The organism is Indioceanicola profundi (assembly GCF_003568845.1).
GTDB classification, from domain to species: domain Bacteria; phylum Pseudomonadota; class Alphaproteobacteria; order Azospirillales; family Azospirillaceae; genus Indioceanicola; species Indioceanicola profundi.
This window is the reverse complement of sequence record NZ_CP030126.1, coordinates 3,077,158-3,103,342: the sequence shown is the minus strand read 5'-3', so window position 1 is coordinate 3,103,342 and position 26,185 is coordinate 3,077,158. Positions and strand designations below refer to the sequence as shown.

The 26,185-nt window shown below is 69.2% G+C and carries 26 protein-coding genes; 20 read left to right on the top strand and 6 right to left on the bottom strand.

Going from position 1 to position 26,185, the window contains the following annotated elements; all coding sequences use genetic code 11:
- Positions 1-181 precede the first annotated feature (181 nt).
- The 7 genes from DOL89_RS14865 to ccmI all read left to right on the top strand — a co-directional run bounded on the left by DOL89_RS14865 (position 182) and on the right by ccmI (position 6,418).
- Positions 182-931, top strand: coding sequence for a heme ABC transporter permease (locus tag DOL89_RS14865; RefSeq protein WP_119679851.1), 750 nt, complete (start codon positions 182-184; stop codon positions 929-931).
- Between the two features lie 103 nt (positions 932-1,034).
- Entirely contained in the window at positions 1,035-1,244 is a 210-nt protein-coding gene (ccmD, locus tag DOL89_RS14860; protein WP_119679850.1) for a heme exporter protein CcmD, read from the top strand.
- A complete protein-coding gene (gene ccmE, locus DOL89_RS14855) occupies positions 1,241-1,708 on the top strand; it encodes a cytochrome c maturation protein CcmE (protein ID WP_119679849.1) in 468 nt (155 codons plus the stop codon). Before ccmD ends, ccmE begins: the two co-directional genes overlap by 4 nt.
- A 217-nt stretch (positions 1,709-1,925) precedes the next feature.
- A complete protein-coding gene (locus tag DOL89_RS14850; RefSeq protein ID WP_119679848.1) occupies positions 1,926-3,920 on the top strand; it encodes a heme lyase CcmF/NrfE family subunit in 1,995 nt (664 codons plus the stop codon).
- Between the two features lie 22 nt (positions 3,921-3,942).
- Entirely contained in the window at positions 3,943-4,473 is a 531-nt protein-coding gene (locus DOL89_RS14845; RefSeq protein WP_119679847.1) for a DsbE family thiol:disulfide interchange protein, read from the top strand.
- A complete protein-coding gene (locus tag DOL89_RS14840) occupies positions 4,470-4,988 on the top strand; it encodes a cytochrome c-type biogenesis protein (protein ID WP_119679846.1) in 519 nt (172 codons plus the stop codon). The genes DOL89_RS14845 and DOL89_RS14840 overlap by 4 nt, the downstream gene beginning before the upstream one ends.
- Positions 4,985-6,418, top strand: coding sequence for a c-type cytochrome biogenesis protein CcmI (gene ccmI / locus DOL89_RS14835; RefSeq protein ID WP_119679845.1), 1,434 nt, complete (start codon positions 4,985-4,987; stop codon positions 6,416-6,418). The genes DOL89_RS14840 and ccmI overlap by 4 nt, the downstream gene beginning before the upstream one ends.
- A gap of 1,034 nt (positions 6,419-7,452) precedes the next feature.
- Here ccmI and DOL89_RS14830 read toward each other — a convergent pair.
- Complete coding sequence (locus tag DOL89_RS14830) at positions 7,453-8,421, bottom strand: hypothetical protein (protein WP_119679844.1); 969 nt, start codon at positions 8,419-8,421, stop codon at positions 7,453-7,455.
- Between the two features lie 122 nt (positions 8,422-8,543).
- Here DOL89_RS14830 and DOL89_RS14825 point away from each other — a divergent pair, with 122 nt between their 5' ends.
- The 4 genes from DOL89_RS14825 to DOL89_RS14810 all read left to right on the top strand — a co-directional run bounded on the left by DOL89_RS14825 (position 8,544) and on the right by DOL89_RS14810 (position 11,853).
- A complete protein-coding gene (locus tag DOL89_RS14825; protein WP_449768884.1) occupies positions 8,544-9,368 on the top strand; it encodes an ABC transporter ATP-binding protein in 825 nt (274 codons plus the stop codon).
- Between the two features lie 118 nt (positions 9,369-9,486).
- Positions 9,487-10,362, top strand: a complete 876-nt coding sequence (locus DOL89_RS14820) for a transporter substrate-binding domain-containing protein (RefSeq protein ID WP_119679842.1) — start codon at positions 9,487-9,489, stop codon at positions 10,360-10,362.
- Between the two features lie 90 nt (positions 10,363-10,452).
- Positions 10,453-11,163, top strand: a complete 711-nt coding sequence (locus DOL89_RS14815) for an ABC transporter permease (RefSeq protein ID WP_119679841.1) — start codon at positions 10,453-10,455, stop codon at positions 11,161-11,163.
- Between the two features lie 15 nt (positions 11,164-11,178).
- Positions 11,179-11,853: an ABC transporter permease gene (locus DOL89_RS14810; RefSeq protein ID WP_119679840.1), complete on the top strand. Its 675-nt coding sequence runs from the start codon at positions 11,179-11,181 to the stop codon at positions 11,851-11,853.
- Between the two features lie 148 nt (positions 11,854-12,001).
- Here DOL89_RS14810 and DOL89_RS14805 read toward each other — a convergent pair whose 3' ends face one another.
- The 3 genes from DOL89_RS14805 to DOL89_RS14795 form a co-directional block, all read right to left on the bottom strand.
- On the bottom strand, positions 12,002-12,895 hold the full coding sequence (locus DOL89_RS14805; protein WP_119679839.1) for an alpha/beta hydrolase: 894 nt from the start codon (positions 12,893-12,895) through the stop codon (positions 12,002-12,004).
- A gap of 72 nt (positions 12,896-12,967) precedes the next feature.
- Positions 12,968-14,143 carry a GTP cyclohydrolase II gene (gene ribA / locus DOL89_RS14800; protein WP_318658513.1) on the bottom strand — a complete coding sequence of 392 codons (1,176 nt, stop codon included), beginning with the start codon at positions 14,141-14,143 and terminating at the stop codon, positions 12,968-12,970.
- Complete coding sequence (locus DOL89_RS14795) at positions 14,140-14,922, bottom strand: CDP-alcohol phosphatidyltransferase family protein (protein ID WP_119679838.1); 783 nt, start codon at positions 14,920-14,922, stop codon at positions 14,140-14,142. Before DOL89_RS14795 ends, ribA begins: the two co-directional genes overlap by 4 nt.
- A gap of 119 nt (positions 14,923-15,041) precedes the next feature.
- Between DOL89_RS14795 and DOL89_RS14790 the strand changes: the two genes are divergently transcribed.
- From DOL89_RS14790 to DOL89_RS14755, 9 genes are all read left to right on the top strand, one after another.
- Positions 15,042-15,806 carry a zinc-dependent alcohol dehydrogenase gene (locus tag DOL89_RS14790; RefSeq protein WP_225889816.1) on the top strand — a complete coding sequence of 255 codons (765 nt, stop codon included), beginning with the start codon at positions 15,042-15,044 and terminating at the stop codon, positions 15,804-15,806.
- A complete protein-coding gene (locus DOL89_RS25570; RefSeq protein ID WP_225889815.1) occupies positions 15,728-16,015 on the top strand; it encodes an MDR/zinc-dependent alcohol dehydrogenase-like family protein in 288 nt (95 codons plus the stop codon). The genes DOL89_RS14790 and DOL89_RS25570 overlap by 79 nt, the downstream gene beginning before the upstream one ends.
- A 114-nt stretch (positions 16,016-16,129) precedes the next feature.
- Positions 16,130-16,531, top strand: coding sequence for a 6-pyruvoyl trahydropterin synthase family protein (locus tag DOL89_RS14785; RefSeq protein WP_119679837.1), 402 nt, complete (start codon positions 16,130-16,132; stop codon positions 16,529-16,531).
- Positions 16,528-17,619 carry a glycosyltransferase family 4 protein gene (locus tag DOL89_RS14780; protein WP_119679836.1) on the top strand — a complete coding sequence of 364 codons (1,092 nt, stop codon included), beginning with the start codon at positions 16,528-16,530 and terminating at the stop codon, positions 17,617-17,619. The genes DOL89_RS14785 and DOL89_RS14780 overlap by 4 nt, the downstream gene beginning before the upstream one ends.
- The gene (locus DOL89_RS14775; RefSeq protein WP_119679835.1) at positions 17,616-18,479 is read left to right on the top strand and encodes a class I SAM-dependent methyltransferase; all 864 of its coding nucleotides are present in this window, start codon (positions 17,616-17,618) and stop codon (positions 18,477-18,479) included. Before DOL89_RS14780 ends, DOL89_RS14775 begins: the two co-directional genes overlap by 4 nt.
- A gap of 102 nt (positions 18,480-18,581) precedes the next feature.
- On the top strand, positions 18,582-19,274 hold the full coding sequence (locus DOL89_RS14770; RefSeq protein WP_119679834.1) for a response regulator transcription factor: 693 nt from the start codon (positions 18,582-18,584) through the stop codon (positions 19,272-19,274).
- A 66-nt stretch (positions 19,275-19,340) separates the two neighbouring features.
- Entirely contained in the window at positions 19,341-20,189 is an 849-nt protein-coding gene (locus tag DOL89_RS14765; protein ID WP_318658512.1) for an MBL fold metallo-hydrolase, read from the top strand.
- Positions 20,190-20,309: 120 nt separating this feature from the next.
- Positions 20,310-23,174 (top strand): sensor histidine kinase, encoded by a 2,865-nt coding sequence (locus DOL89_RS25860; protein ID WP_119679832.1) that lies wholly within the window; start codon positions 20,310-20,312, stop codon positions 23,172-23,174.
- Between the two features lie 745 nt (positions 23,175-23,919).
- The gene (locus DOL89_RS14755) at positions 23,920-24,516 is read left to right on the top strand and encodes a methyltransferase family protein (protein WP_119679831.1); all 597 of its coding nucleotides are present in this window, start codon (positions 23,920-23,922) and stop codon (positions 24,514-24,516) included.
- A 103-nt stretch (positions 24,517-24,619) separates the two neighbouring features.
- Here the strand turns inward: DOL89_RS14755 and DOL89_RS14750 are convergent, their stop codons facing one another.
- Together DOL89_RS14750 and DOL89_RS14745 are read right to left on the bottom strand one after the other, a co-directional pair.
- The gene (locus tag DOL89_RS14750; RefSeq protein WP_119679830.1) at positions 24,620-25,537 is read right to left on the bottom strand and encodes an MBL fold metallo-hydrolase; all 918 of its coding nucleotides are present in this window, start codon (positions 25,535-25,537) and stop codon (positions 24,620-24,622) included.
- Between the two features lie 63 nt (positions 25,538-25,600).
- On the bottom strand, positions 25,601-26,113 hold the full coding sequence (locus DOL89_RS14745) for a GNAT family N-acetyltransferase (RefSeq protein ID WP_162937540.1): 513 nt from the start codon (positions 26,111-26,113) through the stop codon (positions 25,601-25,603).
- Between the last annotated feature and the right edge of the window lie 72 nt (positions 26,114-26,185).

Sequence of the window (26,185 nt, the reverse complement as noted above, 5' to 3'; positions counted from 1 at the left end):
GTGGGGGCAGGCTTCAGGGTGTGAGCTTCCCGATTCATCCTGAGCCTGTCGAAGGATCACCCCACCCTTCCCCAACCGCACGGTTTTCCCGCCGATCCATTCCCTGATCTGGATCAATTCGCCCTATGCGTCTTTGGTGCCCGTGGGAAAGGGCGGGCGGGCATGCTAAATAAGCTCCGCTATGCACCGATTCGCGAACCCCGCCCGTTTCCTGCGCCTCGCTGCCCTGGTCTTCCCCTGGGCGGTGGGCCTCACGCTTGTCTGCTTCGCCGCCGGCCTGTGGATGGCCTTGGTGACTTCCCCGCCGGACTACCAGCAGGGGGACACGGTGCGGATCATGTACGTCCATGTGCCCGCCGCGTGGATGAGCCTGTTCGTCTACACCACCATGGCCGCCGCCGGGGCCGCCGCCCTGGTCTGGAAGCATCCGCTGGCGGAAGTCTATGCCCGCGCCGCCGCCCCGCTGGGGGCCGGCTTCACGGCGCTGTGCCTCGCCACCGGGTCCCTGTGGGGGGAGCCGATGTGGGGCACCTGGTGGGTGTGGGATGCCCGCCTGACCAGCGTGCTGATCCTGTTCTTCCTCTATCTCGGCTACATGGCGCTGGTGAATGCGTTCGACGATCCCACCCGCGGGAACAAGGCCGGCAGCATCCTGCTGCTGGTGGGGGTGGTGAACGTGCCGATCATCAAGTTCTCGGTGGAATGGTGGAATACGCTGCACCAGCCGGCCAGCGTGATCCGCATGGACGGCCCCACCATCTCGGGGGAGATGCTGTGGCCCCTGTTCGTCATGGCCCTCGCCTTCAAGGCGTGGTTCGTGGTCACCGTGATCCTGCGCATGCGGGCGGAACTGGCGGCGCGCCGCATCCAGGCCCTGCGCCTGACCCAGGCCGCCAGCGCCACCTCCGCCGAGGCGGTGGCGGCGGAATAGGGAAGCGGTGCCGCAAGGCCCCCGTGCGGCGGGTGGTCGCGATATCTAAACATCCGCGCAGAACGCCCCACCTGTGCGGAAGGGAGAGTGGAAGGCCCGAGGGATGACCGAGTTCTTCGCCATGGGCGGCTATGCCGTCTACATCTGGACCAGCTACGGGCTGGCAGCCCTGATCCTGGTCGGGCTGCTGCTGGCCTCCATCCGGTCCTTGCGCGCCAACGAGCAGGTCCTGACGGCGCTGGAAGCCGCGCAGGGTGAGCGTCGGCGCCGCCGCGCCCGCACCGCCGCCCCGGCGCAGGAGGCCGCACCATGACCCGCAAGAAGCGCCGCATGTACATACTGGGCCTGGCGCTGCTGGGCCTCGGCACCGCCACCGCCCTGACGCTGTCGGCGTTCGAGGAGAACATCGTGTTCTTCTTCAGCCCCAGCGACCTGGTCTCCAACCCGCCGGGCGACCGCTCCGTCCGGCTGGGCGGGCTGGTGGAGGAGGGCTCGATCCAGAAGCTGGATGGCGGCATGACCATCGCCTTCCGGGTCACCGACACGGTCCAGACCGTTCCCGTCACCTATACCGGCGTGCTGCCCGACCTGTTCCGCGAGGGCCAGGGCGTGATCGCCGAGGGCAAGCTGGCCGACGGCGTGTTCCAGGCGCGCGAGGTGCTGGCCCGCCACGACGAGACCTACATGCCGCCGGAGGTAGCCGACGCCCTGAAACGCGCCGGCGAGTTCCGCCCGGAACCGCCGGGCCGTGCCGTGTATGCGCCGGAGGCAGAATAAGCAGGTCCGGGGGAGTGCGGGGGACTCCTGGACATCCAGGCAGGTTGCTTCCGTTTCTCACCGTCATCCCGGCGAAAGCCGGGATGACGGTGTGGGTGGAACGGTCTGGAATGGGATTTAGAAGGCCGTATCCCGCCCCTCATCCCGAGCCGCCGAAGGATGAATCCATCAAGCGCCGCGTTCCAGGCGTGCCGAGGACAAAAGAGGTTTTGCGTCCATGATCCCCGAGATCGGCCATTACGCCCTGGTGCTGGCGCTGCTGCTGGCGATCGTGCAGTCCAGCGTGCCCATGATCGGGGCCGCGCGCGGCAATGCGGCCTGGATGGAGCTGGGGCGGACCGCCGCCTATGGGCAGCTTCTGATGGTGGGCACCGCCTTCGCGGCGCTGACCTACGCCTATGTGGTCTCCGACTTCAGCGTGCTGAACGTGGTCCAGAACAGCCATTCGGCCAAGCCGATGCTGTACAAGGTCAGCGGCGTCTGGGGAAACCATGAGGGCTCGCTGGTCCTCTGGGTGCTGATGCTGGCCCTGTTCGGGGCGGCGGTGGCCTGGTTCGGCGGCAACCTGCCGCCCAGCCTGAAGGCCAGGGTGCTGGGCGTGCAGGGAATGATCGGGGTGGGCTTCCTGATCTTCATGCTGGCCACCAGCAACCCCTTCATCCGTGTCTTCCCCGTCCCGGCCGACGGCAACGACCTGAACCCCCTGCTCCAGGACCCCGGCCTCGCCTTCCATCCGCCCTTTCTCTATCTGGGCTATGTGGGCTTCAGCCTGGCCTTCAGCTTCGCCGCCGCCGCCCTGATCGAGGGGCGGGTCGATCCCGCCTGGGGGCGCTGGGTGCGGCCCTGGACCCTGGTGGCCTGGTCGTCCCTGACGCTGGGCATCGGCATGGGAAGCTGGTGGGCCTATTACGAGCTGGGCTGGGGCGGCTGGTGGTTCTGGGACCCGGTGGAGAACGCCTCCCTGCTGCCCTGGCTGGCGGGCACGGCGCTGCTGCATTCCGCCATCGTGGTGGAAAAGCGCGATGCGCTGAAGACCTGGACCGTTCTGCTGGCCATCCTGACCTTCACCCTGTCGCTGGTGGGCACCTTCCTGGTGCGCTCCGGCGTGCTGACCTCCGTCCACGCCTTCGCGGTGGACCCGGAGCGCGGCGTCGCCATCCTGATCCTGCTGCTGCTCGCCACCGGCGGCGGGCTGCTGCTCTACGCCATGCGGGCCAGTTCGCTGAAGGTCGGCGGGCTCTTCGCCCCGGTCAGCCGCGAGGGCGCGCTGGTGCTGAACAACCTGCTGCTCTCCGTCGCCTGCGCCGTGGTGCTGATCGGCACGCTCTATCCGCTGCTGCTGGATTCCATGACGGGGCAGAAGATCTCCGTCGGGGCGCCCTTCTTCAACGCCACATTCGTGCCGCTGATGATCCCGCTGGTGGCCGTGATGGCGGTGGGGCCGCTGCTGGCCTGGAAGCGGGGCGATCTGGCGGGCGCGCTGGGCCGGCTGAAATTCGCGGCGCTGGTCACCGTGGTCTGCGTGCTCTGGGCGCTCTACATCAACGGGGTGAAGCCGGTGATGGCGCTGGTCGGCATCGCCATGGCCGCCTGGGCCTTCTTCGGCGCGGTGGCCGAACTGGCGGACCGGGTGAAGCTGTTCCGCATCCCGCTGGGGCAGAGCTGGGACCGGGCAAAGGGCCTGCCGCGCGGCGCCTGGGGCACCACCCTGTCCCATGCCGGGCTGGGCATCGCCATCGCCGGCATGGTCGGCACCAGCGCCTGGCTGACCGAGGATATCCGGGTCATGAATATCGGCGACACGGCCAGCGTCGCCGGCTACGAATTCACGCTGGAGAAGGTGGAGAGCGGGCGGGTGGACAACTACACCACCGAGACCGGCACCTTCCTGGTCTCCAGCGGCGGCGACTTCGTGGCGCGGCTCCATCCGGAGCAGCGCTGGTACCCGGTGGCCCGCATGGAAACCACCGAGGCCGCCATCCACACCACCTTCTACTCCGACCTTTATGCCGTGCTGGGCGACCGCAGCGAGCAGGGCGAGGGTTGGGTGGTGCGCATCTACCACCACCCGCTGGTGCCCTGGATCTGGTTCGGCGCCATCGTCATGGTGCTCGGCGGCCTCGTCAGCCTGTCCGACCGCCGCTTCCGTCTGGGCGTGCCGGTGCGCCGCGCCGCCAAAGCCCCGGCCGCCGCCGCGCAGCCGGCGGAGTGATCGCAAGGACCAAGAAGAACCGATGCCCCGCCTGATCCTGTTCGTTCCCTTCGCACTGTTCCTGGTGCTGGTGGGCTATTTCGCCGTGGGCCTGACCCGCGACCCGTCGGAGCTGCCCTCCGCCCTGATCGACCAGCCGGTGCCGCAATTCGAGCTGCCGCCGGTGCAGGAGAACGGCCAGGGTCTGGCCACCGCCGACCTGAAGGGCGGGGTGCAGTTGGTCAATGTCTTCGCGAGCTGGTGCGCCCCCTGCCGGATCGAGCATCCCCTGCTGATGCGCCTGGCCAAGGAGGAGGGGGTGACGATCCACGGCATCGCCTACAAGGACAAGCCGCAGGACAGCCAGCGCTTCCTGGCCCAGCTCGGCAACCCCTACCAGCGCATCGGCGCAGACCTGGACGGGCGCATCGGCATCGAATGGGGCGTCTATGGCGTGCCGGAGACCTACATCGTCGATGCGGAAGGCCGCATCCGCTACCGCCATGTCGGCCCGCTGATGCCCTTCGACCTGGATGAGAAGATCCTCCCGCTGATCCGGGAGCTGCAGAAGTGAAGCGCCTGATCCCCCTGCTCCTCGCTTTGACGCTGGCCGCACCCGCGCTGGCCGTGATGCCCGATGAGAGGCTGGCCGATCCGGCGCTGGAGGCGCGGGCGCGGGAGATTTCTAAAGAGCTGCGCTGCCTGGTCTGCCAGAACCAGTCCATCGACGACAGCAACGCCCCGCTGGCCCGCGACCTGCGCGTGCTGGTGCGGGAGCGGCTGACGGCCGGCGACAGCAATGAGGAGGCGCTGGACTATATCCACGCCCGTTATGGCGACTTCGTGCTGCTGCGCCCGCCGGTGAAGCCGGAGACCTGGGCGCTCTGGTTCGGGCCGGCCGTGGTGCTGGTGCTGGCCGGCGCCGGTTCCGCCTTCTACCTGCACCGCCGTCGGCGGGAGGTGGAGACCACCGCCGCCGCTCCGCTGACCGCGGATGAGGAGAGGCGGCTGGAGGCGATGATGGCCGGCGGTGATGACGAGAACAACCGCGGCCACGCGGGCAATACCGGGGATACGGCACGGCTATGATCGGTTTCTGGATCGGGGCGGCGGTTCTGACCGCCATCGTGCTGCTGCTCCTGCTGCGCCCCCTGCTGCGCCCGCCGGTCGATCAGACCGGCCCCGCCGACTATGCCCGCAAGGTCTACAAGGATCAGGTGGAGGAGATCGAGCGCGACCTCCAGCGCGGCGTGCTGACGCCGGAGCAGGCCAAGGCCGCCCGCGCCGAGGTGGGCCGCCGCCTGCTGGCCACCGCCGACAGGGCCGGCGGGGATGGAGCCGCACCGGCCACCGGCCCCAGCCATAAGCTGGCCGTGGGCATGGTCGTGCTGTTACCGCTGGCGGCACTGCTGATCTATATCCAGATCGGCCGGCCGGAGCTGCCCTCCGTCCCCTTCGCCCAGCAGCAGGCCCAGCGCCCGCCGGTGCCGCCGCAGGTGCTGGACGCGCTCGCCAAGCTGGAACAGAAGCTCCAGGAGGACCCGAACGACCTTCAGGGCTGGACCCTGGCCGCCCAGACCTATGCCGCCATGGGCCGGCATGAGGAGGCGGCGGAGGCTTATCGCAAGGCCGCCGGCCTGTCCCAGGGCGATCCGGAACTGGTGTCCAGCTTCGCCGAGGCGCTGGTCATGGCCAATGACGGCATTGTGGGCGAGGAGGCGTTGCGCGCCTTCGAGGCGGTGCAGGAACAGGATGCCGGCAACCCCCGCGCCGCCTTCTATCTGGGGCTGGCGCGGCAGCAGGCCGGCGATCCGCAAGGCGCGATCGGCCGCTGGGCGGAGCTGATGCGCCGCAGCCCGGCCGACGCGCCCTGGGTGCCGCTGCTGCGCCAGCGCATCCACGATGTCGCCACCCAGGTCGGCATCGACCCGGTAGAGGCCACGCCGGACCCCCTGCCCCCCGTCGGCGCCGGCCAGCCCCAGGCCGGCACGCCCACGGACAACGGCGGCAATGCGGCCCCCCTGCTGACGCCGGAGCAGATGCAGGAGATGGCAAATCTTCCGCCGGAGGAGCAGCAGGCCGTCATCCGCTCCATGGTCGAGGGGCTGCAGGCCCGGCTGGAGGAGAATCCCGGCGATGCGGAGGGCTGGCGTCGCCTCGCCCGCGCCCGCGGCGTGCTGGGCGAACCGGCAGCGGCCGCGGAGGCCCTGCGCCGGGCGACAGAGGCTGCGCCCGACCGCACCGACATCTGGCTGGATTACGCCCGCGCCCTGGCGGAGGCGGATGCCGCGGACGGGGCGGAGGTTCCGGCCCAGGGCTTCATCGACGCCCTTGCAAAAGTGCTGGAACTCGACCCCGCCAACCCGCAGGCGCTCTACTATCTGGGGGCCGACGCCGCCCGGCGCGGCGAATCCGGCAGGGCGCGGGAGCTGTGGACCAAGCTGCTGGGCATCATCCCGGAAGCCAGTCCCGACCATGCCGAGCTGAAACGCCAGCTCGACGCGCTGCCGCAGGGGTAAGGCGGCGGCCGGGAAGCCGGCTTTGCGATGTCAGGCATTGGGGTCCGAGACATTTAGAAGGATGAAAAGGATAGGAAGGATGAAGATGATCGACCGGCCGCGCCGCAGGCGGTGATCAAGACCGGGCAGGGCTGATCTGTAGCCGAATGGACCGGCTTCATCATTTTCATCCTCTTCATCATTTTCATCTTTCTAGATGTCACTGGCCCGGCCATTGGGCGCTGTTCGCGCAGGCCGTGAGGGATGGTTGGTTATCTGGCAAGGATGAATAGGATGAATGGGATGGCGCGCTGGACCGGCGGAGCCAGTCCTCAGCCATCAGCCTGCACTGACGGATGATGAGCACTCCGTTATCCCATCCATCCTATTCATCCTTTCCCAAAACCCAGACCGGCTCTTCCCATAGGGAGAAAAGCGTCGAACGGCTCGGATGGCTGTCGGCCACGCTACGCGTGACCGACCTACGGCTCTGCGGTGTACGAGCCCAGGCGGCGGGGCCGCTACGGACCTATGTCCGGAGTAGGTCAGTCACGCGCAGCGTAGCCGACAGGAGTGTCTGCGCTTCGGCATCGAGGTCCGAGACATCATGAATGATGAAAAAGATGGAAAGGATGAAAATGATGGACCGGGAGCGCCGCAAGCAGTGCTCAAGACCGGGCAGGAGCTGAGGCGGAAGCCGAATGGCCCCGCACCATCATTTTCATCCTCTTCATCATTTTCATCTTTCGAGATGTCACCAGCCCATCCATTCGACTCTGCACGCGCAGGCTCCGGCAGACGGTCTGGAATCAGGAAAGGATGAATAGGATGGATAGGATGAGGGAGAGCATCTCATCCGCCGGTGCGGGCTGGTGATACAGAATTGGCTCCGCCGGTCCAGCGCGCCATCCCATTCATCCTATTCATCCTTTCCAAAACCCAGACAAGCTCTCCCCACAGGAAGAACAGCACCGAATGGCCCGGATGGTTGTCGGCCACGCTGCGCGTGACCGACCTACGTTGCCCGGTATCGAATGGTGTCTGCGCCGCAAATGTCAGCGTGGCGCGGCGCGGTTCGCCAGACGCCAGTGGCTGGCTTGGCTGTATTTGCGGGCAAGGTGCTGATAGGTCTTCTTCAGCAACGCCTCCAGCGCCGGCCCCTTGTCCAGCGCCACCTCCTGCCAGCCGTCCAGCAGCTCGTCCCAGGGCATCAGGGACTGGTGCAGATCGTCCCGCATCTCCCGGATATAGCTGACGTTCTGTTCGAACTTGTTCAGCATCGCCAGGATTTCGCCGGTCTGGGCGTCCACCTGGGCGAAGCGGCCCTCCAGGTCGGTGATCGGCGGCAGGGACAGGGACTGCATGCGCACGATCTCCTCCCGCACCGTGCGCTCATTCTTATAGATGCGGTGGGCGGCTTCCAGCCCGCGGCGGATCACCGCGAGCTGGCCCATGCGTTCCCGCAGCGCCTCGATAAAGGCCAGCTCCTTCGCCAGCGTCTCGATCCGCTGCTCCACCACCACCTCCGGGTCGCCGCTGATGGCCAGCTTGTCCGCGATGACGCGGAAGGCTTCGTTGACGCGGGCCTTGGTGGTCGGGTCCTCGACGATCTGCTCGAGCTCCGCCGGGCTGGAGATCACCGTCTCGCCCCCGGTCAGCCAGGTCACGAGCTGCACCGTCAACCGCCCTTTGGCGATCAGATAGTGGCGCTCATCCACCCGCCAGCTCGCCGTGCCGTCGATCAGCTCATTGGGGATCGTGTCGCCGGGCCGGATTTCGCGCACATAGTTCAGCCCGTTGACCACCATTTTCAGAAGCTGGCCGTCGAAGCCCTTGGGGTCGATCTTGAACTCGCCGTACAGCCGCTCGACCGGCACTTCCGCATCGAGCTTGCCCAGTTTCAACATCATCACCGGCTCCTCCGTGGAGCGGGAGAGGACGAACCGGCATCCTTCGACGGTAAAGACCTTGTGTTCGAACAGGAAATGCGTGCTGCGGTTTGGACCCGGCTGGATGCCGCTCATCTCTCTCATGCCCTGGCGGTCGGAAGCCGGCGCAGGATACCACGCCCGTTCGCACCTGGGGAATCTCCGCCGCGCGCAAATGGCTTTGCTTGCAGACGCTTGGCGGGATAGCTTGCCGGGTCATGCCCCCACAGCCGCGTCCCTGCCCCGCCCCCATGTCCCTGCTCACATCCGACGAAACCCCCGCCATCCTGGTCGAGGATCTGCACAAGAGCTTCGGTGAGCTGGAGGTGCTGAAAGGCATTTCGCTGACGGCGCGGGAGGGGGACGTGGTCGCCCTGATCGGCTCATCCGGATCGGGGAAGAGCACCTTCCTGCGCTGCATCAACCTGCTGGAGGTGCCGGACAGCGGCAAGGTCTGGATCACCGGCGAGCTGATCCGGATGCAGCCAGCCAAGGACGGCAAGGCCAGGCCCGCCGATCGCGCCCAGGTCGACAGCATCCGCCGCCGGCTCGGCATGGTGTTCCAGAGCTTCAATCTCTGGACCCACATGACCGTGCTGGAAAACGTGATCGAAGCGCCGGTGCATGTGCTGAAGCAGCCCAGGGCGGAGGCCGTGGCGCGGGCGGAGATGCTGCTGGCCAAGGTCGGGCTGGCGGAGAAGCGGAACGCCTATCCCCAGCAGCTTTCCGGCGGGCAGCAGCAGCGCGCCGCCATCGCCCGCATGCTGGCGATGGAGCCGAAGGTGATGCTGTTCGACGAGCCGACCAGCGCGCTGGACCCCGAGCTGGTGGGCGAGGTGCTGCGCGTCATCCGCGATCTGGCGGAGGAAGGCAACACCATGCTGATCGTGACCCACGAGATGGCCTTCGCCCGTGAGGTCGCCAGCAAGGTGGTCTTCCTGCACCAGGGCCGGGTGGAAGAGGAAGGAACGCCCGAGGCGGTGTTCAACAATCCCGCCTCTGAACGCTGCCGCCAATTCCTGATGCGCGAAGCGCGGGTGTAGGCGCAATGCCGCGCCCCGCGGGCCTTGACCATGGGCGGCGGCGGAACGGAAAATCCGGACGCATCAAGTTCAACGACCCCCGCCGGAACGGGGACTTCGAGCAGGGAAAGGGTATGGAATGAAGAAGAGGATCGCCGCGGCGCTGGCGCTGGCCGCCACCTTGGCGCTGGCCGGGTGCGGTGACGACCAGCCGAGCGGACAGGCGGGGGTGGACACGCCCGTGCCCGATCCGCTCCGCATCGCGACGGAAGGCGCCTACCCGCCCTACAACATGACCGATCCCAGTGGAAAGCTGATCGGGTTCGAGATCGATCTGGCGAACGAGATCTGCCGCCGCCTGGAGGTGGCGTGCCAGATCACGGCCCAGAACTGGGACGGCATCATTCCCGGCCTCCAGGCCGGGCGCTATGACGCCATCATGGCCGGCATGTCGATCACGACGGAGCGGCAGCAGGTGGTGGACTTCACCACCGGCTACGCCACCACGCCGGGCTATTTCGTGGCGCTGAACGACAGCCCGCTGCACCAGCTCGACACCGGGCTGGAGCGGGTGAACCTGACCGTCATCGACCCGGTGGAGCAGACCGCCATCGACCAGATGAAGGAAGCGCTGAAGGGCAAGACGGTGGGCGTGCAGGTCGCCACCATCCACGCCAATTTTCTGGACACCTACCTGGGCGACGTGGTGAGCATCCGCCGCTACGACACGCAGGAGAATCTGGCCCTGGACCTGTCCGCCGGCCGCATCGACGCCGGGCTTGCGGACGCCGTGGCCTGGTCGCCCTTCCTGAACAGCCCGGCGGGCCAGAATGCGGGCTATATCGGGCCGGGCTTCGACGGCGGCGTCTTCGGCCAGGGTATCGGCATCGCCGTCCGCAAGGACGAGCCGCGCCTGCTCGCCGCCCTGAACGACACCATCGCCGCCATGAAGGAGGACGGCACCATCCGCCAGATGGCCGAGCAGTGGTTCGGCTTCGACGCATCGATGCATTGAGCTTGAACGCGGGGAAGGCCCCTCGCCCATTCCCCTCTCCCCTTGCGGGAGAGGGTTTTCCACAGCATCCCCCGGAGACCATCCCCGCCCATGTTCGAGCTGTTGAGTTTCGGTCCCACCGGCTGGGGGGATGAGATGCTGCGCGGGGCCGGGGTCACCATCGCGGTGGCGCTGCTGTCCTATGCGGTGGGCATCCTGCTGGGCTCCCTGGCGGCGGCGGCGAAGCTGGCCGGCGGCCCGGTGCTGCGCGCCGTTGCCGGCACTTACACGGTGGTGGTCCGCGGAGTGCCGGCGCTGCTGATCATCTGGCTGCTGTTCTTCGGCGGGGCTGGGCTTGTCACCTGGGTGGCCGGTGTTTTCGGCTATGGCGGACGGGTCGAGCTGTCGGCATTCGCCGTGGGCGTCGCCGCCGTGGGCATCGTATCCGGCGCCTATTCGGCGGAGGTGATCCGGGGCGCTGTGCAGGCCGTGCCCAAGGGCCAGATCGAGGCGGCGCTGTCGCTGGGCATGCACCGATTCCTGATCCTGCGCCGGGTCCTGATCCCCCAGGCGCTGCGCTTCGCCCTGCCCGGCCTGGGCAATGTCTGGCAGCTCACCCTCAAGGACACGGCCTTGGTCAGCGTCACGGCCCTGGCGGAGTTGATGCGCACCGCCCATGTGGCCGCTGGCGCGACGCGGGACCCCTTCACCTTCTATGTCGCCGCGGCGGTGATCTATATGGCGCTGACCACCGGCTCGGAAGCCGCCTTCCGCTGGGCGGAGCGGCGGTCCGAGCGCGGCGTGCGCCGGGTCGCGGGCTAAAGGAGGAGCAGGGCAATGAATATCGACCTGATCCTGTCCAGCCTGCCGCAACTCCTGTCCGGGGCCGTGCTGACGGTGCAGCTCGTGGCGCTGTCCCTGCTGCTGGGGCTGGTGCTGGCGGTCGGGGTGGCGATGGCCCGCCTGTCCGGCTTCCGCCCCTTGTCGGCGCTGGTGGGCGGCTATGTGTTCGTTTTCCGCTCCACCCCGCTGCTGGTGCAGCTTTTCCTGATCTATTACGGCATCGGCCAGTTCGAGGCGGTGCGGGACAGCGTGCTCTGGCCCTTCCTGCGGGAACCCTACTGGTGCGCCATCCTGGCGCTGACCCTGAACAGCGCCGCCTATACCGGGGAGATCATCCGCGGCGGCATCCGCTCGGTCCATTTCGGCCAGATCGAGGCGGCGCGCTCGGTGGGCATGTCCGGCTTCCTGCTCTACCGCCGCATCATCCTGCCCCAGGCCTTCCGCCAGGCTCTGCCGGCCTATGGCAACGAGGTGATCCAGATGGTGCAGGCCAGCTCCCTCGCCTCCACCATCACGCTGATGGAGCTGACGGGTGCGGCCCGCGCCATCGCCGCCCGCACCTTCCAGCCGGTGGAGGTGTTCGTCATCGCCGGCGCCATCTACCTGATCCTGAACACCGTGCTGACCAAGCTGGTGCAGCACTGGGAGCGCCGGCTGAAGCACGCGTGAGGCGGTGTCCGTTCTGCCGGCCCGCATGTCCCTGCCCTAGCCGCCTGCGGCAACGACAGGCTCAGGGCGAGGACATGCTCCCGCTTGCGAAGATGTCGAAGGAGCCCCCTCACCTTGCCCTTGTCAAAGGGCGAAGGTGGCCGCCGACCTACTTCCCCAGATAGGGGAACAGCCAATGCAGCGCGTGGATCAGCCCTACGGGGAAGGTGGTTTCGTGCACGGTGCCCTCGATCACGTCGCTGCGCACGCGCAGGCCGGGATAGTTGCGGGACTGGAGCCGCTTCGCCATCTCCTGCTGGTCGCCGACCATGTCGTTGGTGGCGAGATAGCGCGGATCGTCGGAGGCCGGGTTCACCGTTTCGAAGGAGCCGATGGCGAAATAGATGGCCGCCCTCATGTCCTTGTTCTTCGCCGCGTAGCGCGCCTCCAGCTCCAGCAGCGCCTTGCGGGCGTACCAGATGGACGGGCTGGTCAGGATGTAGCTGGAGAACAGCTCCGGCTCCGTCAGCGCCACCCACAGGCCAAACAGGCCGCCATAGGACTGGCCCGCCAGGGTGCGGCGCGCGGGATCGATGCGGTAGAGCCGCTCCAGCTCCGGCATCGCGTCCGTGCGGATGAACTTCAGGAAGGCGGCGGCTCCGCCGATGCCGGGGTTGTTCGGATTGGTCCAGGGCGTCAGGTCGCGGTTGCGGCTGGCTGTGCCGGACTCGCCCTCCGCATAGCCGATGCCGACCAGGATGAACTCCTCCATCTTCTTCTGGCTGAACAGCAGCCGCGAGATGCCGGAGGCGACCTGGAAGGTGTAGGGGCCGTCGGTCATGTAGATGACCGGATAGCGCCGCCCGGCATTCGCCGGGTCATCATATCCCGGCGGGGTCTTCACGAAGATCCCGTAGCGCCGCTTGGCCACGGCGGACTCGATCGTGTGGACAGCGCTACGCTCGATCTCGAAGGCCGGAGGCGACGCCTCCGCCGCCTTGGCCGGCTGCACACAGAAGCCCAGCACCGCAATCGCGCCCAGAACAGCCAAACGCACTTTCATCGCTCCCTGCCCGGTATGGGGAGGAAATGTACGTGCGGGTCTGCAAATTGGGATAGTGAAAACGGGACGACGTCAGAACATGTGCCCGGACTTCTCCGCCTTGGTGCGGAGATAGGCCTCGTTGTGGCCGTTGCTGGGGAAGATGTGGGGGACGCGGTCCACCACCTGCACGCCGCATTTGGCGAGCTGGGCCATCTTGTCCGGGTTGTTGGTCAGCAGCCGCACCGCCTTGAAGCCCAGCGACTTCAGCATGCTGGCGGCCGGGAAATAGACACGCTCGTCGGCGTCGAAGCCCAGGGCGGTGTTGGCGTCCACCGTGTCCAGCCCGCCATCCTGGAGCCGGTAGGCGCGCAGCTTGTTGACCAGCCCGATGCCCCGCCCCTCCTGCGCCAGATAGAGCAGCACCCCTGCCCCGGCCTCCGCGATCTCCTTGATCGCGCCGCGGAGCTGCGGGCCGCAGTCGCAGCGCAGGGAGCCCAGCAGATCGCCGGTGAAGCATTCGCTGTGCAGCCGGGTCAGCACCGGCTCGCCCGGCTTCGGTTCGCCGATCACAATGGCCAGATGCTCCGGCCCGCCGTCGGACGGGCGGAAGGCCAGGATGCGGGTGCGCTCCGCATCCTCCAGCGGCACCGTGGCCTCCGCCACGCGGTAGAGCGTGCGGGCGGTCTGGTCGCGGTAGGCCAGGATGTCCTCCTGCCGCACCGGCAGCAGGTCGTGCTTGCGGGCGAACAGGGCCGCGTCCCCTGCCCTCGGCACCTCCGCCACGATGGCGGCCGGCAGCATGCGGGCCAGCTTCACCAGCAGCAGCGCCGCCCCTTCGGGGGTCGAACCGGGCGGCAGCTCCTCCGCCGGCGGCAATGCGGCGGCGCGGGGGCGGGCGGGCTGATGGGTAGGGTCAGCCAGGGTGCGGGCCAGATCGGGGGCCAGGGCTGTGCCGGGGCGCAGCAGCACGGTGCTGCTCTCCGCCACCTGCAGCCCCAGCGCCAGGGCGCGCTGTCCGCTGATCGCCAGCACCGGCGACTGTCCGCCCAACACCTGCAGGGCGGACAGGCCGGGGGCCGTGGCCGATTCCGCCGCCTGGACCAGAAGCGTGCAGCCGTCGGCGGTTCCCAGCACCACCGTTTCCGCCCGGCGCAGCTCCGAAAGGGCGCGGTCCACGGCACGCTGGGCGGCGCGGTCCAGGGGGCGGTTCAGGTCCGCGGGAAGGATGTCCAGGGCCATGTTCGTACTGCCGATCGGTGCGGTCATATCCGGCCTTCCGAATGTGTAACGTCCGGGCGGCCGTCCTGTCGCAGAAGCCAGACCGTATCCACCAGGAAGGAGAAAAGCAAAAGTCCAAGAGCGGCACCAGCCGCAAGGCCGGTCCAGGGCGGCCCGACAAGCGGGGTAAGCCCGGCGGCAAGGGCCGCGATCTGCACCACGCAGACCACCCGCCGCCGCTGGCTGAAGGGAAGCCGCCCCTGCAACCGGGGCACCGCCATGCCGGCCAGCACGAACAGATGGCGCAGCAGCCCCGCCAGTAGAACCCATGGCCCCGCCTCCCCCAGCCGCCAGAGCAGCAGGGCCAGGATCAGGGTCAGCAGCGTGTCCAGCCCCATGTCGAAGCGGGCGCCGTACTCGCTGGACATGCGCTGCCGCCGTGCCACCCAGCCATCGGCCCCGTCCAGGGCCAGGGCCATGACGGCGATGGCGGAGACCGCCCACAGGCCGGCAGCGCCGAGATGCGGGATCACGGCCAGCGCGCCGCCCACCAAGCTGATCAGCACGCCGCGCGCCAGGGTGACCCGGTTGGCGTCGCCCCAGCGCCGGTGCGGCGCATGCAGGGGCAGGCCCCGCGCGGCGTTGGCCGCGACCAGCAGGAACACGGCGAGCGAACCGGCGGCATAGGGCACCGGCATCCCCAGCGCCTCTCCCAACGCCGCCCCCGCCCCGGCGGCGATGGCGGCGGCAACGGCCAGATGGGCCGCCACTTGCCGCGCCAGCGTGTGGTCCGCGCCTGCGGACGAGGGATGGAGTCCAATGCTCATGCGATAAAGGTTGGGCTCCGCCCCAGGGAAGCAAGGGCGGCGGAAACGATGCCCTGCCTTGACCTCCGCGCGTGCCCGCTCCACGCTGCCGCGCGATGACCAGATCGGGACCGGAATGCATGAGCGGCACGGCACGCGCCTTTTGGGTGGTTGAACCCGGCCGGGGCGAGATTCGGGCGGAGGAGCTGCGCCCGCCCGCCCCTGGCGAGGCCATGGTGCGCGCACTCGCCAGCGGGATCAGCCGGGGCACGGAGAGCCTGGTGTTCCGGGGCGGCGTGCCGGACGCGCTGCGCGACACGATGCGCTGCCCCTTCCAGTCCGGCGATTTCCCCGGCCCGGTGAAGTACGGCTACAATCTGGTGGGCGTGGTGGAGCAGGGGCCGGCGGAGCTGCTGGGGCGGCGCGTCTTCCTGCTGCATCCGCACCAGGACCGGATGCTGGTGCCGGTCGAGGCCTGCCGGCCGGTGCCGGACGGGGTGCCCACGGCCCGCGCCGTGCTGGCCGCCAACATGGAAACGGCGCTGAACCTGCTCTGGGACGGCGGCGTGCTGCCCGGCCAGCGGATCGCGGTGGTCGGGGCCGGCGTGGTGGGGCTGCTGGCCGCCTTCCTCGCCGCCCGGATTCCCGGCACCTCCGTGCAGCTCATCGACATCGATCCCGTCCGGGCCGCGGTGGCGGCGGCGCTGGGCGTTCCCTTCACCGGGCCGGAGCATGCTTCGGGGAACCGCGATCTGGTGATCCATGCCAGCGCCAGCGATGCCGGGCTCGCCACCGCGCTCGGGCTGGCGGGGTGGAGGCCACGCTGGTGGAGGCGTCCTGGTATGGCGACCGGCCGGTCGCGGCCCCGCTCGGGGCGGGCTTCCATCCCAGGCGGCTGCGCCTGATCTCCAGCCAGGTCGGCATGGTGGCGCCATCCATGCGCCCCCGCTGGTCCCATGCCCGCCGCCTCGACCTCGCCCTCTCGCTGCTGGAGGACGGGCGGCTGGACGCCTTGCTCGACGGGGATAGCGCGTTCGAGCAGATGCCCGGCACCATGGCCCGGCTGGCGGAAGCGGGCGGGCTGTGCCATGTGGTCCGTTATGAGCGTCCGTAGGTCGCAAGGAGCGCGGCGGATCGCGACATTCGCCCGCCCACCGGCAAGATGTCGCAATCCGCCTCCGGCTCCTCGCGACCTATGTGATCCGGAAACCAGGAACCAGGAGCCCCCATGTACGCCTTGACCGTCCGGGACCACATCATGATCGCCCACAGCTTCGTGGGGGAGATCTTCGGGCCGGCGCAGAAGCTGCACGGGGCCACCTTCGTGGTGGATGCGGAGTTCCGGCGGCCCGGCCTGTCGCCGGACGGGCTGGTGGTGGATATCGGGGAGGCGTCGGCCCTGCTGAAGGAGGTGCTGACCCCGCTGAACTACCAGAACCTGGACGAGCTGTCGGATTTCCGCGGGCGCAACACCACGACCGAGTTCCTGGCCGGCGAAATCCACCGCCGGATCAAGGCGCGGATCGCCGAGGGCGCCTTGGGCGAGCATGGGCGCGGTCTCGCCGGGCTGAAGATCACCCTGCATGAAAGCCACGCCGCCTGGGCCAGCTTCGAAGGACCCGTCGCATGAACCGCAGCATCGGCCGCCCCGTCCATATCCTCTGCCCCGGCTCCATCGACCAGGCCACCGGCGGCTACGCCTTCCTGCGCCGGATCGTGGAAGGGCTGCGCAGCCGGGGGGAGCAGGTCACCGTGCACGAGCTGCCCGGCCCGCATCCCTTCGCGGACGAGGAGGCGAGGCTGGAGGCAGATGCCGTCACCGCGCGCATTCCGGACGGGTCGGTGGTGCTGGTGGACGGGCTGGCGATCCCGGCGGCGGCCCACGCCCTGTGGGTGGACCGGCACCGGCTGCGCGTCACCGCCCTGGCGCACCATCCGCTGCATCTGGAAACCGGCCTGGATGCCGAGCGGGCAGGGGTGCTGCGCCAACTCGAATCCGCGGTGCTGGCCAATGCCCGCCGGGTGATCGTGCCCAGCCGGGCCACGGCCCGCGACGTGGCGGAGATGGGTGTGGCCGAGGACCGCATCGCCGTGGTCAATCCCGGCACCGACCGGGCGGAACCGGCGGGCGCGTTCGATCCCGCCGATCCGAAGCTTCTGTCCCTGGCCACCATCACCCCGCGCAAGGGGCACCTCACCCTGGTCCATGCCCTGGACGCCTGCCGCGACCTGCCCTGGCATGCGGTTCTGGCCGGCAGCGGCACGCGGGATCCCGCCCACGCCGCCGCCGTCCGGGCCGCCATCGCCGATGCCGGTCTCCAGGACCGCATCTCGCTGCCGGGGGAGGTGCGGGAGCCGGAGCTGTCCGCCCTGTGGCGGGGTGCTGCCCTGTTCCTGCTGCCCAGCCACCATGAAGGCTACGGCATGGCGGCGGCGGAGGCGTTGGTGCGCGGCGTGCCGGTGGTGGCCGGCCATGCCGGCGCACTGCCGGAGGTGGTTCCCGCCGGGGCCGGCGCCCTGGTCCCGCCCGGCGATGTGGATGCCCTGGCGGCGGCCCTGCGCCGCCTGCTCTCCAGCCCGGACCGGCTGCGCGCGGCGGCCGAGGCGGCGCGGGAGGCCGGCGATGCGCTGCCGGGCTGGGCGGACAGCATCGACCGGCTGCGCTCCGAACTGGCCCGCGCCGTGCCGCTGGACCGGCGGATCGAGCGCATCGCATGAGCCACGCCACCTTCGATCCGGGCTGGCTGCGCCTGCGGGAGCCCTTGGACGGGGCCGCCCGCGCGGTGGAGCTGACTTGGGCCTTCGGCCGCAGCCTGCCGCGCAGCCCGCGGCTGATCGATCTCGGGGCCGGCAGCGGGGCCAACCTGCGCCATCTCGCCCCGCGCATCGGCCGGGCGGAGCAGGACTGGACCCTGGTGGAGAACGATCCAGCACTGCTGGAAGCGGCCCCGCGGGAGATCGCCGCCTGGGCCGCCGGCAGCGGCCATGCGGTGGCGGAGGAGGGGGGAAGCCTCGCCCTCCGCTCCGCCGACCGGAGCGTGCGGGTCCGGATGCGGCCCTGCGATCTGGCCGGCGGCCTGCCCGCCCTGGATTTCAGGGAGGCCGACGGGATCACCGCCAGCGCGCTGCTGGATCTGGCATCCGCCGCCTGGGTGGAGCGTTTCGCCGACGCGCTGGCGGAAGCCGGCCTTCCGCCGGTTCTGCTGACCCTGACCGTGGATGGACGGGTGCGGTTCGAGGAACCCGATCCGGATGACGGTTTCGTGCTGGGGCTGGTGGAGGATCACATGGGCCGGGACAAGGGGTTCGGGCCGGCGCTGGGCGGGGCAGCACCCGCTGCCGCTATCGACGCGTTGCGCCGCGTCGGCTATCAGGTGGATGCCGCCCGTGCCGACTGGCGCATCGGCCCGCGGGAAAAGCCCGTGCATCTGGCGTTGCTGGACGGATATGAAGGTGCCGCAGTCGAGCAGGCTCCGGCATCGTCCGGCCGTATCAGGGAATGGGCAGCGCGGCGGCGGGCCGTGGCCGGGGATTCCGGCCTGCTGGTAGGTCATACGGACATACTTGCCGTCCGCTGACGGTCCCGGTCCGTCAGGGCCGCCGACCGCGTTGCTCGTGAGATGCTGTCGTCCTGCGCCGCCCGCGGGGACGTATGAAAGAGTGCAGGACCGCCGATAGCGATGAGCACCACGCTCAAGAGGATTCTTCTGGTCGAAAGCGACGCGGCGCTCCGCGGTTCGTTGGCGGAGCAGCTCGCCCTGATGGAGCAGGTGGAGACCGTGGAGGCGGCCACGGCCGAGGCCGCGCTCCAGGCGGTGGAGGCGGGCGGGTTCGACGCCGTCCTGCTGGAGGAAGGGCTGCCCGACATGGATGGACGGGACCTGTGCCGGACCATGCGCGGGCAGGGGCTGAAATGCCCCGTGATCATGCTCACCGCATCCGCCGGCGACGCGGAGGCCATCCTTGGCCAGGACTGCGGAGCCAGCGACTACGTCGCCAAGCCCATCCGGCTGAGCCTGCTGCTGACCCGTCTGCGCGCCCATCTGCGCCAGTCCGCATCGCTGGACGACGATGCCATCCGGATCGGCCCCTACCGGTTCCAGCCGGCGTCCAAGCTGCTGCTGGACGAGGCCGGGCAGCGCACCATCCGGCTGACCGAGAAGGAGGCGGACATCCTGAGATTCCTTCACTGCGCCGGCGCCCGGACGGTGGGGCGGGAAACGCTGCTGGGCGAGGTCTGGGGCTACAACGCCGCGGTCACCACCCATACGCTGGAAACCCATGTTTACCGCCTGCGCCGCAAGATCGAGCGCGATCCGGCCAAGGCGGAAATCCTGGTCACCGAGCCGGGGGGCTACCGCCTAGCGCTGTAGGTTCCAGCCGGGTCCTTCCATCGCGCTACAGTGTTAGAGGTCGGAATGCCGGAGGGGGAGAGGTCTGTGGCGGAGCAGTCGGAGTTCACGGTGACCTTCTGGGGCGTTCGGGGCAGCATCGCCAGCCCCGGACCGGCCACGGCCCGTTATGGCGGAAACACCCCCTGCCTGGAGGTGCGTTGCGCCGATCACCTGATCATCCTGGATGCCGGCACCGGCATCCGCGCCCTGGGAGAAGTGCTGGAGGAGCGGGTGGTGAAGGGGGAGGGCGCGCTGAAGGGCGATCTGTTCCTGACCCACACCCATTACGACCATATCAGCGGCCTGCCCTTCTTCGCTCCGATCTACGACAAGCGGAACTGCTTCCGCATGTGGGAGGGGCATCTTGGCCCCGACCGGACGCTGGAGCAGATCATCCGGCAGCTCATGTCGGAGCCGCTGTTCCCCGTGCCCCTGAACCTCATCGCCGGCAGTTGCCGCTTCACCAAATTCCAGGCCGGCGAAACGCTGGACATCCATCCCGGCATCATCGTGCGGACTGCGCCGCTAAACCATCCCAACGGGGCAACCGGCTACCGGATCGAGCAGGGGGGCCGGTCTTTCTGCTACATCACCGATACCGAGCATGTGCCGGGCCGCCGCGACGAGCGGATCGTGGAGCTGGTCCGGAATGCGGACATCATGGTCTACGACGCGACATACTCCGACGCGGAATATGAGAGCCACCGCGGCTGGGGCCATTCCACCTGGCAGGAGGCGCTGCGCCTCGCCGATGCGGCCGGGGTGGGCCAGGTGGTGCTGTTCCACCATGACCCGTCCCACAACGACACCATCATGGACCGCGTCGCCGACGAGGCCTGCCGGGTCCGCACCGGCACGCTGGTGGCGGCAGAGGGAATGGTGCTGACGCTCTGACCAGCCCCGCCCCCGCCGCAAGCCCGCCCTGAACCGGTCGACGGGCGAGGGGGCTGGTACAGGGGGTCGTATTCCGGTGTAAGCTCGTTCTGTTCCCAACCCTCTACGCCGAGGTGTCCGGTGCTCGACCCGTTCGGGCTTGCCGACCATATCGAGGAACTTGAAACGCGGCTGGGCCGGCCGGCGGACGCCGCCGCCCGTGCCGACGCGCTGACCACCCTTGCCTGGTACATGCGCCAGCGGGACTCCGCCCGCGCCCTGGCCCTGGCGGAGGAGGCGGAGCAGTGCCTGGCCGAGGCCGCGACCCTGACCGGGGAGGCGGTGCAGCGGCTACGCGCCCGTCTCTGCCTCACCCGCGCCGAGGTCCGCACGCTTCTTGCGGAGCTTGATGCGGCGGAGGACCTGCTGACGGCGGCGCTCACCGGCTTCCGCGCCATAGGCGACCCGGTGGGCGAGGGCGATGCCCGTATGGTGGAAGCCTGGCTGGCCTTCGACCGTGGACAGAGCGGTCGGCGGGGGGAGGTGCTGGCCGCCGGGCTGCAATGCTATGCCCGCGCCGGCGACGATCTGCGCCTGCGCATCGCCGAGGCGACCCTGGCGCGGGAGGCGGCCTATCGCGACGCTGCCGGCACCCGCGACATCTGGGGGCCAAGGCTGGAGGCGGGAGCGGCGCTCGGCCATCCGGGGCTGACGGCGCTCAGCGATTTCTTCTGGGGCGTCGTGCAGTTCGCCTGCAGCAGCTATGTGGAGGCGGCGCGCTACTGGCAGCAGGGGCTGGAGCAGGCGCTGAAGTCCGGGCAGACGCGGCTGGGCGTGATGATGGCGCTGGGCTGCGGCACGGCCTTTGACAACGTCAACGACTATGCCGAGGCGTTGGCCTGGATGGAGCGGGGGCGGGAGCTGGCCCAGCCCACCGGCTGGCCGGCCATCGTCGGCTATGCGCTGGTGCAGGCCAGCCGCCCCACCCGCCGGCTGGACCAGCCGGAACGGGCCGCCGCCCTGGTGCGGGAGGGGATGGCCTGGATGAAGCCCTTCCGCCGGTCCCGCGCCTATGGCACCGCCTTGCAGTATCTGGGCGATGTCAGCATCGACCTTGGCGATGCGGAGGCCGCCCGCGACGCCTATGTGGAGTGCGAGACCCTGGGCCGGCGGCTCGGCATGCAGGATCTGCTGATGGAGGGGCTGCGCGGACAGGCCCACTGCCACTGCCTGCTGGACCAGCCGGACGAGGCCGTGAAGGCCGCGGGGCAGGCGCTGAAGGTGGCGCGGAGCAGCGGCGATCTCGGTCGGCAGGTGGAAACCTATGTGGTGCTGGCCGACATCCACCGCCGCTACCGGCTGGCCGCGCCCGAGGGGATGGAGGCGCCCAGCGCCCGCATCCATTTCCTGAACCGCGCTCTTACCGTGGCGGAGAGCATCGAGGGGCTGATCCCCTCCTTCAACCTGCTGTCCCAACTGGCCGAAGCCCATGCGGAGACCGGCGACTTCGCCGCCGCCTACCGGTTTGAGCGGCGGGCCGGGCAGGCGCTGGAACAGAGCCGCACAAAGCAGGCCAAGGACCGGCTGATGGCCATGGAGATCCGCTTCCAGACGGAGCGGGCGCGGGACGAGGCCGCCCATCTGCGCCGGCTGGCGGAGTCGGAAAGGGCGCGGGCAGAGGCGGCGCAGCGCGCCATCCAGGCGCTGGAACTGCTGGGCCGCATCGGGCAGGAGATCACCACCAGCCTCGAGGTGGAGGCCGTGTTCCACGCCCTGCACGAGGCGGCGCGCGACCTGATGGATGCGGACGGGTTCGGCATCTACCTCATCGACCCGGACTCCAAGGCCCTGACGCTCCGCTTCGGGCTGGAGGCCGGAAAGCCCATTCCGGGCCATGCGATCCCGCTGGACGATCCGGAAGCTCCCTCCGCCCGCGTCGCCGCGAGCCGGGAGGAGGTGCTGGTGGAGCTGGTGCCCGGCGATCGGCGGGCCGCCTATCCCGGCACCCGCCCCATGCTGACCGCCCTGTTCGCGCCCGTTGCCCTTGGCGATGCCGGCCGGAGCGGGCGGCTGCTGGGCGTGATCTCGGTCCAGAGTGCGCGCGAGCATGCCTATGGCGAGCGGGAGCGGCTGATCCTGCGGACGCTCTGCGCCTATGGCGCCGTGGCGCTGGCCAATGCGGAGGCGTTCGCGGCGGCCGAGCAGGCCCGCGCCTCCGCCGCCGCCGCCCTTACCGATCTTCAGGCCGCCCAGGCCACCCTGATCCAGCAGGAAAAGTTGGCCAGCCTGGGCCGCACCGTGGCCGGGGTGGCACATGAGATCAATACGCCGGTCGGCATCGCGCTGACCACCGCCAGCCACCTGCGGGAGGAGTCCCGCCGCTTCGTCGGGGCGGTGCGCGCCCGCTCCGCCCGCCGCGCCGACCTGGACGAGTTCGCCGGACTGGTGGAGGAGGCGACGGAGATGATGGAGGCCAATCTCGCCCGCGCCGTCGATCTGGTGAAGAGCTTCCGGCAGGTCTCCGGCGACCATGCCGACGATGCGCCCCGCCGCATCGAGCTGACCGACTGGCTGCGCGGCCTCTCCGCCAGCCTGGAGCCGTTGCTGCGCCGCCGGGGCGTCGCGCTGACCCTGCCGCCGGGACCGGGACCGGCCCTGACCACCCGCACCGGCGCGCTGGCCCAGGTCATCACCAATCTGGTGAACAACGCCGTGCTGCACGCCTTCGAGGGGGTGGAGCGTCCGCACATCCTGATCACGGCGCGGCCGGACGGGGAAAGCCATCTGCGCATTGCCGTGTCCGACACCGGTGCCGGAATGGAAGAGGAGGTGCTGGCCCGCGCCTTCGAGCCCTTCTTCACCACCAAGCGGGATGCCGGCGGCACGGGACTTGGTCTGCATATCGTCCATAATCTGGTGACCGGTCCGCTGGCCGGCGAAATCACCCTGGAAAGCCGCCCCGGCGAGGGCACCACGGTCGGCCTGCGCCTGCCGCGGGAAATATGATCCTGCCGGGCCAAGGGGAAACACATCACGGATAGCCGGGCCATTCGACACTGGCTTCCCTGTGGAAGGCATGGTTCGGGATGTGGGAAAGGATGAATAGGATGAATAGGATGAATGGGATGGCGCGCTGGACCGGCGGAGCCAATCCCCCATCATCAATCAGCACCGGCGGATGAGGTGCTCTCCCCCATCCTATTCATCCTATTCATCCTTGCCTGATATTCGACCGTCTCTCACGGCCAGCGCGAGCCGAGCCAAATGTCTGGGCAGGTGACATCTCGAAAGATGGAAATGATGAACAGGATGAAAATGATGGTGCAGGGCCATTGGGCTTCTGCCTCAGCTCCTGCCCGATCTTGAGCACTGCCTGCGACGCGCTCGGTCCATCATTTTCATCCTGTTCATCATTTTCATCTTTCATAATGTCGCCAGCCCCAACGCCAAAGCGTGGTGAGCCTCCCTGTCGGCTACGCTGCGCGTGACCGACCTACTTCGGACTTGTAGGTCGCAAGGAGGCCGGATTGCGACGTTGCCGCCAGCCCGTGGCAAGGAGCGTCGCAATCCGCTGCGCTCCTTGCGACCTACGGCGGGATCAGCCTGTTCATCTTTCTAGATGTCACCGGCCTGACCACCAATCAGACTCGAACGGCAGCGCACAGGATGCCCGTGCAACGGCCCTTGACCTTCCAGTTCCTGGAAGGATCACGGTGGCAGGAGATCAGCAATCCCGCCCACGGAGGCCGCCATGCACATCCCACCCATCCTGCCCGCCGCCATTTTCCTGGCCTATGCCTCCCTGTTCGTCGGGCGGTCGCTGTGGCTGTGGCGGGCGCGGGGGATCAATCCTTATGTGTTCCAGGCCGCCGACTCGTTGCAGCGCTTCGTGGAGCGCGGGTTCCGAGCCGTGCTGGCGCTGTTCGTGGGCTATGTAACGCTGCTGCTGGCCTGGCCGGAGGCGGAAAGCCGCCTGGGGCTGATTCCGGGGTTGGACCGGCCGGAGATCGAATGGGCCGGTGTCGCGGTGCAGATCGTCGGCGCGGTAATCGCCGGCACCGGGCAGGTCGCCATGCGGACGAGCTGGCGGATCGGCATCCCGGCCGGCGGGCCGGGGGAGCTGGTGACCCATGGCATCTTCCGGATCAGCCGCAACCCCACCTTCCTGGGCATGCTGGCGCAGATGGCGGGCGTGCTGCTGTGGTCGCCCACCGCCCTGACCGCCGCCCTTCTGGTGCTGGGCTGGACGGTGATCCAGGTGCAGGTGCGGCAGGAGGAGGCCGCGCTGTCCCGCAGCTTCCCCCAGGCCTGGCCCGCCTATGCCGGGCGGGTGCGGCGCTGGGTGTGAGCCGTAGGTCGGATCAAGGGCAGCGCCCGCCGATCCGACACAGCGGCACAGAACGGTGGCAGTGTGTCGGATCGGCGCTTCGCTTGATCCGACCTACGAAGCCTCACGCATAGGCGGCGGCCCGCGGTCGGTCGGTGGCCAGCATGTCCGCGGCCATGCCGATCCGCGCCCCGCCATTCCGGCAGCGTTGCAGCACCTCCAGCTCATGGGCGTCGTGGGCGCAGAAGACCAGTACCTCATGGCTGAATTCCCGCGCCAGCCCGCGCAGACGGTGCTGGTTGGCAAGGCGGGAGCGGCGGTCCACCTCCATCATGGTCTGGTAGAAGCGCAGGCCCGGCGGACAGTCCGGCGCGTGGGAATCCATCTCCGCCTCATGGAAATAGGCGTCGCCGGCGTGCAGCATCCAGCCATCCTCCACCTTTACCGCCACGCCGCTGTGTCCGTGGGTATGGCCGGCCAGCGGCACGAATAGGATTTCCGGGGGCAGCCCGTCCAGGTCGCGCACGGACTGGAAGCCGAACCAGCCCTCGCCCACCGGCTCATAGGTGCGCCAGCGCAGGGAATCGTCCCATTGCGGCAGGCGGTAGCGGTGGCGGGCGATCAGGCCGGCGCGGGGGTCGATGACGGCCTTGGCGGCGGCGTCGAACTCCGCCCCCAGCACATGGATCGTGGCCTGCGGGAAATCCTCCAGCCCGCCGGCATGGTCGAAATCCAGATGGGTCAGCACGATATGGCGGACGTCGCGCGGGTCGAAGCCCAGCCGCCGCACCTGCCACGTCGCCGTATCCTCCAGCCGTAGCTGGGGCCGGTTCAGGGCGCGGAACAGCGGGCTGATGCGCGTGGGATCGCGCACATCGCGCTGGCCCAGCCCGGTATCCACCAGCACCAGCCCGTGCCGGTCCGTCTCGATCAGCAGCACGTGGCAGACAACCCGGGCCGGTCCCGGCCCCCGGTCCCGGCCATCCATCAGCCGCGCCCCCCAGGGGCACATGGTCCCGCAGTTCAGATGGTGGATGCGCATCCGCCGGCTCCTTTCCTGGATCACGGCCGCAACCGGTGCAGGCGGGGCGTGGTTCCCTTACGCTCAGGCCGGCGGCAGGCGAACCTCCGCCACCTCCATGCCGAGGGAGCGATAGAGGCGGACGGCGCCCGAGGGGTTGTCGGCATGGACGCCCAGCGCCACCTCCCGCGCGCCGCGGCGCTGGAAGGCGTGGAACACATGCAGCAGCAGGGCGCGGCCCAGCCCGCGGCGGCGGAAATCGGGGGAGATGACGAAATCCTTGATCCAGTCGCTGGTCCAGCACTGGGCGAAACCCAGCATCCGCCCGCTGTCCTGCGCCACCGCGACGAAGCACAGGGTCGGGTCGTATTCATTGTCGGTGCGCACGCTTTTCCACCAGCCCGCGAAACCCGCCACCGATCCGCCGCCCACCTCGTAGGCCTGGGCCAGCAGCCGGTGGGCGGCCGGCGGGTGGGCCAGCGGGTTGAAGGGCGCCGGTCGGGTTCCGGGCGGCCAGTCCGGACGGGGCAGGTGCACGCCGGCCAGATGTTTGCGCATGCGCAGCACGACCGGGGCTGCGCCTGGAAGGGGTTGCATGCTGGTCCGCCGATCTGCCCGGTGCTGCCGCGATTGAGGCGTAGGCGCGGACGGAATGCAAGGGTCCGGCAC

Excerpts from the sequence above, each read along its gene's own strand:
- DOL89_RS14805 (WP_119679839.1), bottom strand. The coding sequence starts at position 12,895 with ATGAAAGTGCGTTTGGCTGTTCTGGGCGCGATTGCGGTGCTGGGCTTC.
- DOL89_RS14750 (WP_119679830.1), bottom strand. The coding sequence starts at position 25,537 with ATGCGCATCCACCATCTGAACTGCGGGACCATGTGCCCCTGGGGGGCG.
- DOL89_RS14775 (WP_119679835.1), top strand. The coding sequence starts at position 17,616 with ATGAGCCACGCCACCTTCGATCCGGGCTGGCTGCGCCTGCGGGAGCCC.
- DOL89_RS14785 (WP_119679837.1), top strand. The coding sequence starts at position 16,130 with ATGTACGCCTTGACCGTCCGGGACCACATCATGATCGCCCACAGCTTC.
- DOL89_RS14865 (WP_119679851.1), top strand. The coding sequence starts at position 182 with ATGCACCGATTCGCGAACCCCGCCCGTTTCCTGCGCCTCGCTGCCCTG.
- ribA (WP_318658513.1), bottom strand. The coding sequence starts at position 14,143 with ATGACCGCACCGATCGGCAGTACGAACATGGCCCTGGACATCCTTCCC.
- ccmI (WP_119679845.1), top strand. The coding sequence starts at position 4,985 with ATGATCGGTTTCTGGATCGGGGCGGCGGTTCTGACCGCCATCGTGCTG.
- DOL89_RS14825 (WP_449768884.1), top strand. The coding sequence starts at position 8,544 with ATGCCCCCACAGCCGCGTCCCTGCCCCGCCCCCATGTCCCTGCTCACA.
- DOL89_RS14770 (WP_119679834.1), top strand. The coding sequence starts at position 18,582 with ATGAGCACCACGCTCAAGAGGATTCTTCTGGTCGAAAGCGACGCGGCG.
- DOL89_RS14815 (WP_119679841.1), top strand. The coding sequence starts at position 10,453 with ATGTTCGAGCTGTTGAGTTTCGGTCCCACCGGCTGGGGGGATGAGATG.
- DOL89_RS14845 (WP_119679847.1), top strand. The coding sequence starts at position 3,943 with ATGCCCCGCCTGATCCTGTTCGTTCCCTTCGCACTGTTCCTGGTGCTG.
- DOL89_RS14850 (WP_119679848.1), top strand. The coding sequence starts at position 1,926 with ATGATCCCCGAGATCGGCCATTACGCCCTGGTGCTGGCGCTGCTGCTG.
- DOL89_RS14755 (WP_119679831.1), top strand. The coding sequence starts at position 23,920 with ATGCACATCCCACCCATCCTGCCCGCCGCCATTTTCCTGGCCTATGCC.
- DOL89_RS14830 (WP_119679844.1), bottom strand. The coding sequence starts at position 8,421 with ATGAGCGGCATCCAGCCGGGTCCAAACCGCAGCACGCATTTCCTGTTC.
- ccmD (WP_119679850.1), top strand. The coding sequence starts at position 1,035 with ATGACCGAGTTCTTCGCCATGGGCGGCTATGCCGTCTACATCTGGACC.
- DOL89_RS14820 (WP_119679842.1), top strand. The coding sequence starts at position 9,487 with ATGAAGAAGAGGATCGCCGCGGCGCTGGCGCTGGCCGCCACCTTGGCG.
- DOL89_RS14745 (WP_162937540.1), bottom strand. The coding sequence starts at position 26,113 with ATGCAACCCCTTCCAGGCGCAGCCCCGGTCGTGCTGCGCATGCGCAAA.
- ccmE (WP_119679849.1), top strand. The coding sequence starts at position 1,241 with ATGACCCGCAAGAAGCGCCGCATGTACATACTGGGCCTGGCGCTGCTG.
- DOL89_RS14795 (WP_119679838.1), bottom strand. The coding sequence starts at position 14,922 with ATGAGCATTGGACTCCATCCCTCGTCCGCAGGCGCGGACCACACGCTG.
- DOL89_RS14790 (WP_225889816.1), top strand. The coding sequence starts at position 15,042 with ATGAGCGGCACGGCACGCGCCTTTTGGGTGGTTGAACCCGGCCGGGGC.
- DOL89_RS14810 (WP_119679840.1), top strand. The coding sequence starts at position 11,179 with ATGAATATCGACCTGATCCTGTCCAGCCTGCCGCAACTCCTGTCCGGG.
- DOL89_RS14780 (WP_119679836.1), top strand. The coding sequence starts at position 16,528 with ATGAACCGCAGCATCGGCCGCCCCGTCCATATCCTCTGCCCCGGCTCC.